Here is a 13,082-nt window from a genome sequence, read left to right as displayed (position 1 = left end):
ATGATAGAAAGGCTGAGCGCCTGTCGGATGAAGCGATTGTCATACGATGGCACAAGTTGTTTAAAGGTAATTGGATAAGCCAAAAATTTATTGAAGGTGAGGCTCTCAATGAATCGGAGCAATTGATGCTAGATGAGCTGATTGATAAGTACAGGGGAAGACTCGCAGATATTAGTTGGTTTATGCGGGTACTTAACGAAGACATCGCCCGCCGAGCAAATAAAGAAGATAATTGTACAGGCCGATTCTGGGAAGGACGGTTTAAATCCCAAGCATTACTGGATGAGGCTGCATTGGCTGCTTGTCTCGCTTACGTAGACTTAAACCCAGTTAGAGCCAAAATCGCCGCAACACCTGAAACCTCAGACTACACCAGCATCAAAAAACGCATCGACCACGCTAAGCTGGGAAAACAACCAAAAAGCCTACTACGCTTTGCTGGCAGCCCACGACAACATATGCCTAAAGGACTGCCTTTCGAGCTCAAATCCTATATCGAATTGGTTGAACTCACAGGCCAGTGCATTCGAGCCGACAAGCGAGGCTATATTAACGAAGCACAATCCATTCTTACTCGTTTAAATATCGAACCGGAGAATTGGATAAAACTCACCACGCAATTTTCACGGGTATTTCACGGCGCGGTTGGCCGAGAGCGAACAATAACCGCTTACTGCGAAACACTGCAAAAACGACGACGGGCAAACCTAACAAACTGCGAGCGCTTGCTGGCTTAGCAAAACTCACATTCTCAACACTAGAATTTCTTACTGTTGTACTGTCTCTGCTTTAACTACTTACAGCGCGTTGTCGTGCGCGATAACCCAATTTTAGTGTAGCGATCCACTTACCCACCAAAGGTCACCCTATCTAAAAACGCTTTTTGTCCATATTCATTGAGTGTTTCCGTACTTTTTAATTTCACTTTGCCAGCATAGGTAAAAATAACGGTGGGTGTCCTCAATGATCCTCTTCTCAATGATCCTCTTCCTCAATGATCCTCTCAATATGGTGGCCGTCCGTAGTTCGCGGTCGCGTAGCTTACGCATAACTACCAGCAAGCCTTGTCTGAACTAATTCAGATTATCTCATCCCTTTAAGAATTTCGACAATTTCTAGGGTATTTTCGAGTACCCTGATGACTCTACCTTCAACGCTTATCGTTACCAAATCCCGATCTTTGTCGCGATAAATCACTTTACCATGGTCGTAGATATCTGGATCTAAGCGTTCTCCAACTTGGAGTTTTTTTTGCCAACCTGGCGGAAGTGGCTTGCCCTGCTTCAGCTTTTTCTCAAGGCCCGGCGGTAACTTCTCCGGTTTAGCATTCGCCTGATTTAAACCTAAAGTCAGACTAAAGGTAAGTAGAGAAAGTACAATAACTTTATTCATAACAACCTCTCTATTAGAGCGCGGCGTCATGCGTTTTGTGAACACAACGCCGTCTATAAAGTATTGTTAATAGTTTGAAATAAAGTTTATTGACATAAACTGAACAACAATCACTAATATTTAGATTGATTTAGTTTTGTTAACGCTTTAACGGAGAAACGTTCAATGGCAAGCCCCAACTGAAGTCCAAACTTCTCAGCAACGCCTTTTTTAGCCTTATAAGCCACCTTATAGAGTTGGTGACTTTCATTTAGTGACATGAGTAAATCGTCACTAGTGGATATTTCATCGACTAGTTTAAGTTCTAACGCTTGTGTACCAAACCAATGTTCTCCAGTGGCCACTTTCTCAATATCAAGGTCAGTACGATTGTCAGAGACAAAGTGTTTGAACAGACCATGCGTTTCTTCGATCTCCTCTTTGAACTTTTCTCTGCCTTTATCCGTATTCTCACCAAACAGCGTGAGTGTACGCTTATACTCACCCGCGGTTACCATTTCAAAGTCAACGTTATTCTTTTTCAATAAACGATTGAAGTTGGGGATCTGCGCAATCACACCGATTGAACCAATAATTGCAAATGGTGCTGCAATAATCTTATCTGCAACACAGGCCATCATATATCCGCCACTTGCAGCAACCTTGTCCACACAGACCGTCAGTGGAATACCCGCTTGCTTGATGCGCGTAAGTTGCGATGCACCAAGTCCATAACCGTGAACAACCCCACCACCACTTTCTACAGACACAACAACCTGATCTTTTTCTTTATCTGCAATCGTTAAAATAGCGTTGATCTCTTCTCTTAAACCCGTGACTTCGTGCGCGTCCATACTTCCATTAAATTCCAGATAAAAAACGTTTTTCACTGCTTCCTTATCTTGATTTTTTTGCGCTTTTGATTGCGACTTATTTAGGGATTTTAGCGCCTTTTTATCAAGCGTTTGCTGTAAAAACTGTTGTTTAGATTGCGACAGACTGTCGGTTAAATCGGTAACTTCAATTTCACCCTTTTTCGATTTTGGTTTTGAGCTTGCTCCCACCATCAAAATAATGACTACTGCAATACCAAAGATAATGGTTACTGTCTTGGCTAGAAATAACCCATATTCAAACAAAAATGCCAAGTCGTTCTCCTCATTTAGCTCATAAAGGGGCCCATTTTTTCAATATAAAATGGACACAAAAAAGGCCGCTAGCTGCGGCCTTTTATAGTCTCGAAAAATGTCTTAGTTTGCAACAACATCCGGGTTAGATACTTGTAAAACCAAACCCTTTGACTTCAAGAAGCTTGCAACTTGTGTTTGCATTTCAATTGACGCCGCTGCGTGTCCCGCTGCTGTGCCACCGGCTTTTTCATCAAAGCCTGTAGTCAAGATTGAACTATGATGGCCTTGAGAGAACTTCACCACATAACTTCCAGGTGTTCCGTCTTGACTCATTTGCGTTTCACTTGCTGGCATTAAGCCCATAAAACCAGCAAGTGGTAAGCTACCTGACAAGAAGCTACGTTCTGTTGTTGGAGGAATAACCAAGTCAGCTGCATTGCCATCAACACCACCCGTAACAACGCTCATATATACTGGCGTTTGTAGCGCTTTCACGGAAGCTGCATAGTTAAGTGGATCGGCACTACCTAATGCGGTCTGTGCTGCAAAACCAAACTGCGTCACCGTACCATCAATCAGTGCTAATGTCGCGGTGTCTCCTGCCGCTTCTAAATTCGCTCTAAATGTTCCATATGCACAAGAAACATATTTGCTTTGATCCGCAGCAAACGTACCACAGTCAGCAATTGCGCCTTCTTGCAGATAGGCATTAAACGCTTGCGATGCTAGGTTACCTGCAGAGCTTAACACGGAGCCTTGAACAAACGGGCCAAATGATTTTGACTCAATCAAGAAATTAGCAATGCCCGAGCCACCACTTGCAAGTGCTGCTGACTCAACTTTAAAGAAACCATCAATTGCTGGATTTAATGGCGCATTGGTTTGAGCAAGGAAGCTTGGGCCTACAACCGAACCCAGTGAGTGACCTAAGTAACTAACTCGCTGGGTATTAAAGTTAACTTGACCGCCAGATGCTAGATTGATGAAGTTTAAGCCTAAACGTAAACCCATTAAATCTGCTGCTGATTGCTTTAAGTTATCACGCGCAACCAACAACGATGTTAGGTTCATGTAGGACAACACGCTGCCTGTCGAGGCATTGAAATCATCTGTGCCGTCACCATCGATATCTAAACCGCGAGCACCGTGCATTGGGTGATCAATCGCAACTGTGGCAAATCCAGCTTGTGTTAATGACAACGTCAAGCCAAGCATGTCTTCTTTTTTACTCGTGATACCATGTTGCAAGATAACAACAGGCCAGCCGCCCTCTGGGCGCTGAGACTCATCCGCAGGCATTGTGATTTGCACAGGAACATTAGCAAGCCACTGCTCTTTAGGGATTGGATTGTACTTAGTTAAGAACTTAGTACCGTCTAAGCCTAAATCTCTCAACTTTCCACCCGAAAGTGTATTACAAGCGATATCATTTGGTTCTGTAGGCTCTGGTAAACCACCAGCTTGCGCTGCATATCCAGCGACAGCCACCGCGCTGTCGCAACGTGCTTGCCAATAGGTATCAGCTAGCGCAGAGATATCTTTATTTTTTGGTTGTGATAAGTATTGAGGTAGTTGTATTTGACCTTGCAATAAACGCACGCTTCTAAAAGCTGGTAAAATAGCATCAGGCACTTTTCCTACAAGGGCATCTGCAACGGTGATCACCGGTTGTGCAGGTACAGCGACAACAGGGTTAGCACCACCTTGTAATTTAGCGGCTAACAATTGCTTAGTCGCCGCCAATGCATGACCTGTCGACTGTGTCGTCATTGCAGCAGTATATATAATCTCTTCTTTACTCACCGACCCCGCTGCACTTACCGCCCCTTCATAGCTACGAATCACAGCCTGTAGAGACTTCTGAGCATCAGTTACCAATGGCGCGTCTTGGCGCAACAACGTATAAGTAGAAGAAGCATCTACACTTTGACCTTTTGAGTCTTTAAGACCTTTGGTCAAAACAGTAATATACGTAGTTTCAGGTTTGAATGGTTTAACTGGGATAATAACTAAACCGTTACCTGTGCTATTAGCCATGGTAACGAAATCGCCATCAGGGCCAAATTGTAATTCAGCAATTGGCTTACAAGCGATACCTGAAGGCACCTGAGCACAGTCTTCGTCGGTTTGTAATGGCCCACCCATTGCAACTTCAAAAATTCGTACAGAGCCCGGAGTCATAACGCTTTGCGCATCAAGCGTCAAACCATTCGGTGTCGTCATGTCGATAACGTAAGGCATTTGTGTTGACCAACCATCTAAGGCGCCAATCACAATACTTGGGTTTGCGTAGCTTGCACGCGTTACCAGAGGGTTACCTTCACCATCTTTCACTCCTAACATTTCGTCAGGTAGATTTAAGGTACCGTCTTGAGTGCCGGATAAAAGGATATCGTTTGGAACTGAGATCACACCACCGGATGGATCAAATTTAACAGAAATCGTTGGAGAAACGGGTGTAGTATCATTTTTTACATCTTCTAACGTTTCACCGCCTCCACAGCCAGCGAGTGCTGCTGATACTGCGAGTGAGAGTAGCATTTTTTTCATTTTATAGGCTCCGACATAATCTTATTATTATTGTGATAATTCTCGTTAAATCTATGTAATAGCATTTTTAATAAGACATTAGACCAGTTAAACTTAACTCAAACTTTGTTATTTCGCCAGCCATATTTACAATAAATTCGCTAACTTGCTACTGCATTGTGATAAAATAGCCCAAACATCTTAATTGGAGTCCAGAATGCAGACTTATCAAGCTCCTGAAAACGCACTTGCAAATAAAACGATACTAGTAACAGGTGCAGGCGACGGCATCGGCCGTGTTGCGGCAATTAATTACGCCAAATATGGTGCAACGGTTATTTTATTGGGCAAAACCACCAGTAAACTAGAAGCCGTTTATGATGAAATTGTTAACGCCGGTTACCCACAGCCTGCAATTGTACCTTTAGATTTACGTGGTGCAACCAAACAACACTTCCGAGACTTGGCTGCCACTATCGAGCAGCAATTTGGTAAGCTTGATGGCTTGCTAAATAATGCGTCTATTTTAGGCTCTTTAGGTCCAATGGAGCACTTTTGCGTTTCAACCTTTGAAAATATAATGAAGGTAAACGTAACAGCCCAAGCGGTGATCACTAAATCACTATTCCCAGTAATGAGAAAAGCACCTCACGCTTCTATCGTCTTTACTTCATCGGGTGTAGGACGTAAAGGTCGTGAGTTTTGGGGAGCATATGCAATTTCTAAATTCGCAACCGAAGGTATGATGCAAACTTGGGCCGAAGAAGTGGGTAAAACCAATATTCGCATCAACTGCATTAATCCTGGTGCGACAAGAACAAGTATGCGTGCATCAGCATTCCCAGGTGAAGATAAAGATAAACTAAAAACGCCTGAAGAATTAATGCCAACATACCTGTACTTGATGTCTGATGACTCAATCGGAGTTAATGGCCAATCTTTAGATGCCCAAACCTACTAACTAGTACTTTAAAGGCTGCAGATCCACAATTGCAGCCTTCTATATTAACCTGAGGTTTGGATAAGGAATGTTCCAACTCATTGTCGCTAAATCACAACTTAGTTTTTTCCTTGTCTAGCCAGCGAGTTTTAGGGAAAACAAGGCGAATTTATGCACCAATAGCTGGCTATTGGAAGTGAATTCAACGCAGTTAGCGCTAAAACTGGCTGCTAGAAAGGCATTAATTATCCGCAGCTCAGGTTATATTACTTAAGTTAATTTCTCGGCAAGGTTTCAAACGCCAGCACTTGCTCTAATTTTTCATCCCACTTCGCTTTGCTCGCGATAAATAGGTGTGCAGTTGGCGTAAGATTCGGCGCATCATCTAAACTACCGGCAGGTACCACTAAACCAACAGGCTGCTGGTTTGGTAATGCAGAGCCACAACAAGCGCAAAAGGCTTTAACGTGCTTAGTATTCGGTAAAGTAAAGCGGGTTATTAACTTTTCGCCTGCAAGCCAAGTTAGCACTGCATTTTGAAAAAATAAATTCGCAGCATGTGCGGAGCCTGTGTCTTTTTGACAATATTCACAATGACATAAATAAAAGCCCTGCGCGTTGCCCTCTACAAGATATTTAACCTGACCACACAGACAACTACCAGAAAACATCTCTTTCATTTGCATCTCCTTATCAAATACAAAAACACCAGCTCACTAGGCTGGTGTTTTAAAAAGCTTAAATTACTTTCTTCTTGGGGTTTTGACCCTTTGATTATGCTTTTTCACTGCTTTGCGGATCTTATTAATTTTCGCGCGCTTGTCTTTACGCTTTTCTGGCATGACCGACAACTTAGTTTGCTGCTCGGCCCTCATGCTTACCGATTTACGTAAGTAGTTAACATCTTCTAATTTTAATTCTTCCCATCCACCTTGTGGCAAGCGCTTGTTAAGCTCCAGTTTACCATAACGGATACGGATCAAACGCGACACTTCAACCTCTTGCGACTGCCAAAGACGCCTAACTTCACGATTACGCCCTTCGGTCAGTGTTACATTGAACCACTTATTCAGACCTTCACCACCAAGTGGTTTAATCTTAATAAATTTTGCAGGACCGTCTTCTAGCTCAACACCTTTGGTTAATGTACGCAACGTTTGGTTTGTTACTTCACCAAATACGCGGGCAGAATATTCACGTTCGACTTCGTATTTTGGATGCATCAAGCGATTAGCTAGCTCACCATCATTGGTAAAGAGCAACAGGCCTGATGTATTGATATCTAATCGCCCAATTGCTATCCAACGGTCACCATCTAACTTTGGTAGCCTATCGAATACAGTACGACGACCTTGAGGGTCGCGACGAGTACACAGCTCCCCTTCAGGCTTATGATACATAAGTACGCGACAGATGCGCTCTTCTTGCTGCTCTATTTTAACAATATGTCCATCTACACGGATCACCGAAGTCTCTTCTACTCGGTCTCCTAGCTTGGCAACTTTTCCATCTACACTTACGCGGTTAGACTCAATATACTTTTCCATTTCGCGTCTTGAGCCAACGCCAGCTCTTGCCAATACTTTTTGTAGTTTTTCACTCATTCAGATGGTTCTCTCACAGAAGGATCGTTTAATAACTGTTCTATTTTCTCATTATGTTGTTCAGGTAATCGAGGTAATTCCCCAAGACCAGATAATGAGAAGTAATCTAAAAATTGTTTTGTCGTTGCATACAATGCAGGCTTACCCGGTACTTCTTTGTAACCCACCACTTTTATCCACTCGCGATCTATCAAGCTTTTGATAATATTAGAACTCACGGTAACACCGCGCACTTGCTCTATTTCGCCTCGAGTGATTGGTTGTCGGTAAGCAATCAATGCCAAAGTCTCAAGTGTAGCACGTGAGTATTTGGGTGCTTTTTCCTGCCACAGTTTGCTTAGCCAAGGGCTCAAGCTCGGGCAAGCTTGAAAACGGTATCCGGTACCAACCTCAACCAGCCTTACACCGCGAGTTTGATAATGATTTACCAGTGTTTCCAGTGCCTGATCAATACGCGGTGATGACACGCTGATATCCTCCAGCACAGTTTCTTTTAAGCGCTTTTTAGATAACGGCTTATCTGAAACGAAAATCGCTGCTTCAACCAATTCAACCAGTTGTTCATCGCTAACGCGTCTTTTCATATTTTATGCTTGAAGATAAAAATGCGGAGTATAGCAGAGGCTGCAGCCATCCCCTAGCCTTTTAAATGCAGGTAAATCGACGCTGCTGTTGCTGACTGAATATAGTCAACCAATTGCTCCTTAATGAGTTCGAGCATGGCAATAAAAGTAACCACCACACCACTGCGCCCTTCGTCCAAGGTAAAGAATCGCGCAAACTCTATCGGCTTATTCTGTTCTCGTAGCAATTGTAATATAAAGCTCATACGCTCTCGGGTTGAAAGTGCTTCTGCGGATATATGATGGTGCTCAAAGGTCTTGGCTCGGGCCATCACTTCCGACAGCGCCAAAAGTAATTCCCTCAGTTCAATGTCTGGGAATTCTGGCTCAGTGTCGGTACTACTGTCTACCAACGCATGAGCGACAAAGATATCACGCTCAACACGGGGAATTTCATCTAAGTTCTCAGCGGCTTGCTTAAATTGCTCGTATTCCTGCAAGCGTCTCACCAGCTCAGCTCTGGGATCTTCCTCTTCCTCTAACTCTTCGTGTTTTGGTAGTAGCATTCTTGATTTTATTTGTGCCAGCAAGGCTGCCATCACTAAGTATTCACCCGCAAGTTCAAGCTGCATGTCCTTCATCATTTCAACATACTGAACATACTGCTGAGTAATACTAAAAATCGGTAATTCTAGAATATCTAATTTATGTCTTTTTATAAGATAAAGCAGTAAGTCCAACGGACCTTCAAAGGTCTCTAAGATAACTTCTAGGGCTTCGGGAGGAATATAAAGATCTTCCGGCTTTTCAATTACCGCTTCACCGTGTAAAAAAGCTAGCGGTAATTTCTGTTGGAGTGCTTCTGTCATCTCAACATGCGTTATTCAAAAGGCGACGTATCACCACAGCCACGACGCAAAATTTCAATGGTGTCTTCAGACATATCAATAACAGTGGTTGCTTGTTCAATTAAATAGCCACCATGGATGATCAAGTCTACGTGCTTCTCAAGACGCATGCGGATATCATCGGGGTCAGACTCAGTAAACTGCTCTCCTGGCAAAATCAAAGAGCATGACATCAAAGGTTCACCCAGCGCTTCCAACAACGCGCAGGTAATTGGGTTATCAGTAACACGGATCCCGATGGTTTTTTTCTTCTCATTGAGCAAACGACGAGGAACTTCTTTCGTCCCTTTAAAAATAAACGTGTACGGACCGGGCGTATTATTCTTAATCATCCTAAACATTTGATTATCGACACGGGCATAGGTCGAAAGCTCCGACAGATCGCGGCATAAAAGAGTGAAGTTATGGTGTTTTTCAATGCCGCGGATCCGCTCTATCCGCTCCTTAGCTTGCTTATTACCGAGGTTGCAACCAATGGCATAGCCGGAGTCGGTTGGAAACACCACCACGCCACCTTGCTCAATAATATCAGCCGCTTGGCGAATTAAACGCGTTTGCGGGTTATCTGGGTGAATATGAAAAAATTGACTCATAAGCTTATTCCTCTTTGCCTCCCCAATGACGCCAAACTCCTTGACAATCTTTAGGTAAATACAAGTTACGACCAAGGTCGACCCAAGGCATTGGGAAGTGGAAATCTGACCCTTGGCTTGCTAACAATTCAAACTCTTGACTTAGTCGCCCCAAAAATTGGCGCTCAGTAGGCGCTTGCTGCGGCTGTGCAACTTCCATTGCAGCTCCCCCAACCGCTTTAAATTCAGCAATTAACTTTCTCAACCACTTATTCGACATCTTATATCTGGCAGGATGCGCCAACACACTTACTCCACCCGCTGCATGAATAGCAGCAACGGCCGTTTGTATATCGCACCACTGACTTGGCACATACCCAGTCTTGCCACGTGCTAAAAATTTATTGAAAACGCTTTGCACGTTTTTGGCCACGCCCCGCTCAACCAGCACTTGAGCAAAATGCGCTCTGGTGATCTGCGCAGTTTGGGCAAGTGCAAGGGCATCTTCGTAGACATGCTCATAGCCCTTTTTGGCTAAGCGATCGCCGATTTCTTTCGCTCTGGCTTCTCGCTTTTGCTGCTGTTCGTGCAGCAGCCTTGTTAATGCTTCATGCTCAGGGTCAAAATTTAATCCAACGATATGGATCTCAAAGCTTTCCCATTTTGTGGAAATTTCAACGCCATTAATAAGTTCTAAAGTCAGATTATTTTGGTTAATGTAGTCACGGGCAGGCTGGATCGCATCTATCGTGTCATGATCGGTAATTGCAAGAATATCAACGCCTTTTTCCGTTGCTCGCTCAAGCAATTCATCAACAGCTAAGCGGCCATCGGAAAAAGTAGTATGGCTGTGGAGGTCATATTTAATCAAAATGTATTAACTATCTCTATGAATTATCAACGTTTTGATTATATCACAAGTTAACTGATACGACCTTAGGTTATTTTCTGATATTTGCCCTTGACACTTGTAGCAAGAATAGGGTTTACTGTAGCTAATTTAGATTAAACAACGAAATATTCACAAATGAACAAACAAATTCAAAAAAACATTTGGTGGTGGCACTCGAACTAAGCGGGTGTGTTTCGTTATATCTACGATTTATCAACCCGCGCAATGTCGCGGGTTTTTTTATACTTTTTAGAGGCTTATATGAACAACAATATCACAGTAAACACAATTTGGTGGTGGTGGATGCCCTAGCGGGACGGTATTGTTGTGTCTGAACAATAACCCCCGCAGAGCTCAGCTTTCGGGGGTTTTTTATTTTCTAAACAGAATATCTAGAAATTAAGAGGAATGAGGTTTGATTTTTAGTCACATAACGACCACACCAGGTGAGGTCACCAGCATAAGACAAAGGCGCGATTATATTGCCAGCCCACTGTCTTTATACGCAGGTTTAAACAAAACAAACTCGTTACTGCTCGAATCAGCAGAAATAGAGTCTAAAGACAATGTGAAAAGCATCGTGCTTGTGGATAGTGCGATTCGATTCGAATGCAATGGCGCCCAAGTCATTGCCAAAGCCTTGTCTAACAATGGTGCTCAGTTGCTACCGTACCTTGCGCAAAAGGTCACTAATTGTGACGTGATCCTCAATGATAATACCTTGACGCTCACGTACAACGCATTGGAAAGTAACATTGATGAGCATACAAAACTAAAAGCGGATAACGCCTTTAGTGCGCTCAGAACCTGTATCAATGAAATTAAACGTAACTCAGACACGCCGTTTTCCGTCTTTTTAGGTGGAGTATTCGCCTATGATATGGTGGCAAACTTTGAGCAACTTCCTGAAGTACCAGATGGGGACAACGACTGTCCCGACTATGTTTTCTATCTCGCTGAAACCCTAGTTGTGATCGATCATCAAGCACAAACCACTGAGCTCATTGGTAATGTTTTCAATGGCCCTGAGGTTCACGCCAATTGTTTTGAAGTAGGCAAACAGCTAGAAGAGCTAAACAGTCAGTGTGACCAAATCACCGAATTTCAGTTTGAGCCACAAAGTGGCGGCGCAGATGTCAAAGTCAATGTGAGTGACGACGAATATTGTCAACACGTTGAAAAGTTGAAAACCAACATTATCAACGGTGACATCTTTCAAGTCGTTCCCTCTCGCACTTTTTCACTTCCTTGCCATAACTCACTTGCCGCCTATAAACAGCTCAAACTACAAAACCCTAGTCCTTACATGTTTTATATGAAGGATGAACGCTTTGTGCTATTTGGCGCATCTCCAGAGTCGGCTCTCAAATATTGTGAGCAGAGTAACCAGGTTGAAGTCTATCCCATTGCAGGAACGAGACCACGAGGTAAGTTTGCTGATGGTAGTATCAACCCAGATTTAGATAGCCGCATTGAACTTGAGCTGCGCAACGATCAAAAAGAGCGTGCAGAGCACCTTATGCTGGTTGATCTTGCCCGTAACGATGTCGCGCGGATCAGTATTGCAGGTACTCGACACGCAAAAGAATTATTGAAAGTGGACCGCTACTCACAAGTCATGCATTTAGTATCACGCGTCGTTGGCCAATTAAAGCCGGATTTAGATGCCCTTCACGCCTATCAGGCTTGTATGAATATGGGCACTCTCGTCGGCGCGCCAAAAGTTAAAGCCGCAGAACTTGTTCGCCATACAGAAATGCAGCGTCGTGGTAGCTATGGCGGAGCGGTAGGTTATTTGATGGGCAATGGCGCGATGGACAGCTGTATCGTAATTCGCTCCGCGTTTGTAAAAGATAACGTTGCTTACGTGCAAGCGGGTGCGGGTGTTGTGTTTGATTCAAATCCACAAAGCGAAGCAAATGAAACCAAAGCTAAAGCCATGGCAGTGATTAAAGCAGTACAGTCCACGTATGAAGGAGTAAACCATGACTAAGGTATACTTTTTAGATAATTTTGATTCTTTCAGTTATAACCTTGTGGATGAGCTTAGTTTGCTAGGACTCGACTTGGTCGTTTATCGTAACAATATCTCTGCCGAAACCATTTTCAATAAAATGTGTGCAGAGGTTGATCCTGTGATCTTAGTTTTATCACCAGGGCCTGGCGCGCCATCGGAAGCAGGTTGTTTGCTCGCGTTAATTGAGCTATGTAAAGGTAAATTCCCCATGCTTGGGATTTGCCTCGGTCAACAAGCCCTAACCCAAAGTTATGGTGGTGAAGTTGGCAAAGCGGGTGAGACGGTACATGGCAAATCTTCTATTATTGAAGCGGATGAGCATCCGGTATTTGCCGGACTTGGGACGCAATTCCCCGTGGCGCGTTATCATTCTCTGATGGCAACAAGCGTTCCACCAGCACTACAAGTGATCGCGAGATATCAGGCCATTCCGATGGCTATCTATCACAGTGAGCACAAAGTGATTGGCTATCAATTTCACCCAGAGTCAATATTGACCCCCAATGGCGCTCAGCTATTACAACAAAGTATCGCATACCTTAGCGCTTAGGAGAGC

Annotated in this window: 13 protein-coding genes; 4 read left to right on the top strand and 9 right to left on the bottom strand. The window is 43.6% G+C overall.

The features are described from left to right. The coding region (locus A587_RS0120935; RefSeq protein WP_017219157.1) for a hypothetical protein at positions 1–737 on the top strand (737 nt) is incomplete at its 5' end. Positions 738–1,083: 346 nt separating this feature from the next. Here the strand turns inward: A587_RS0120935 and A587_RS0120930 are convergent. From A587_RS0120930 to A587_RS0120920, 3 genes are all read right to left on the bottom strand, one after another. Next, complete coding sequence (locus A587_RS0120930; protein ID WP_017219156.1) at positions 1,084–1,392, bottom strand: hypothetical protein; 309 nt, start codon at positions 1,390–1,392, stop codon at positions 1,084–1,086. Between the two features lie 113 nt (positions 1,393–1,505). Then, entirely contained in the window at positions 1,506–2,519 is a 1,014-nt protein-coding gene (gene sohB / locus A587_RS0120925; protein WP_017219155.1) for a protease SohB, read from the bottom strand. Positions 2,520–2,621: 102 nt separating this feature from the next. Beyond that, a complete protein-coding gene (locus A587_RS0120920; protein WP_017219154.1) occupies positions 2,622–5,051 on the bottom strand; it encodes a VolA/Pla-1 family phospholipase in 2,430 nt (809 codons plus the stop codon). 196 nt (positions 5,052–5,247) lie between these two features. Here A587_RS0120920 and A587_RS0120915 point away from each other — a divergent pair, with 196 nt between their 5' ends. Next, the gene (locus A587_RS0120915) at positions 5,248–5,991 is read left to right on the top strand and encodes a YciK family oxidoreductase (protein ID WP_017219153.1); all 744 of its coding nucleotides are present in this window, start codon (positions 5,248–5,250) and stop codon (positions 5,989–5,991) included. A gap of 254 nt (positions 5,992–6,245) precedes the next feature. On the opposite strand, the gene A587_RS0120910 is transcribed toward A587_RS0120915, so the two are convergent. From A587_RS0120910 to rnm, 6 genes are all read right to left on the bottom strand, one after another. Next, complete coding sequence (locus A587_RS0120910) at positions 6,246–6,650, bottom strand: GFA family protein (protein ID WP_017219152.1); 405 nt, start codon at positions 6,648–6,650, stop codon at positions 6,246–6,248. A gap of 63 nt (positions 6,651–6,713) precedes the next feature. Continuing rightward, positions 6,714–7,574 (bottom strand): 23S rRNA pseudouridine(2605) synthase RluB, encoded by an 861-nt coding sequence (rluB, locus tag A587_RS0120905; RefSeq protein ID WP_017219151.1) that lies wholly within the window; start codon positions 7,572–7,574, stop codon positions 6,714–6,716. After that, positions 7,571–8,158, bottom strand: coding sequence for an SMC-Scp complex subunit ScpB (gene scpB, locus A587_RS0120900; RefSeq protein WP_010378581.1), 588 nt, complete (start codon positions 8,156–8,158; stop codon positions 7,571–7,573). The genes rluB and scpB overlap by 4 nt, the downstream gene beginning before the upstream one ends. Before the next feature lie 53 nt (positions 8,159–8,211). Further along, positions 8,212–9,006 carry a segregation and condensation protein A gene (locus A587_RS0120895; RefSeq protein ID WP_017219150.1) on the bottom strand — a complete coding sequence of 265 codons (795 nt, stop codon included), beginning with the start codon at positions 9,004–9,006 and terminating at the stop codon, positions 8,212–8,214. A gap of 11 nt (positions 9,007–9,017) precedes the next feature. Beyond that, positions 9,018–9,638, bottom strand: coding sequence for an L-threonylcarbamoyladenylate synthase (locus A587_RS0120890; protein ID WP_010378577.1), 621 nt, complete (start codon positions 9,636–9,638; stop codon positions 9,018–9,020). Positions 9,639–9,642: 4 nt separating this feature from the next. Then, positions 9,643–10,488, bottom strand: coding sequence for an RNase RNM (gene rnm, locus A587_RS0120885; protein WP_017219149.1), 846 nt, complete (start codon positions 10,486–10,488; stop codon positions 9,643–9,645). A 436-nt stretch (positions 10,489–10,924) separates the two neighbouring features. On the opposite strand from rnm, the gene A587_RS0120880 reads away from it, so the two are divergent. Then, positions 10,925–12,502: an anthranilate synthase component 1 gene (locus A587_RS0120880; protein ID WP_017219148.1), complete on the top strand. Its 1,578-nt coding sequence runs from the start codon at positions 10,925–10,927 to the stop codon at positions 12,500–12,502. Next, a complete protein-coding gene (locus A587_RS0120875) occupies positions 12,495–13,076 on the top strand; it encodes an aminodeoxychorismate/anthranilate synthase component II (RefSeq protein WP_010378569.1) in 582 nt (193 codons plus the stop codon). The genes A587_RS0120880 and A587_RS0120875 overlap by 8 nt, the downstream gene beginning before the upstream one ends. The last annotated feature ends 6 nt before the right edge of the window (positions 13,077–13,082 follow it).

It is taken from the genome of Pseudoalteromonas sp. NJ631, assembly GCF_000276645.1.
Taxonomy (GTDB): domain Bacteria; phylum Pseudomonadota; class Gammaproteobacteria; order Enterobacterales; family Alteromonadaceae; genus Pseudoalteromonas; species Pseudoalteromonas piscicida.
The sequence above is the reverse complement of the archived record's forward strand: the minus strand, read 5'-3'. Positions and strand labels throughout refer to the sequence as shown.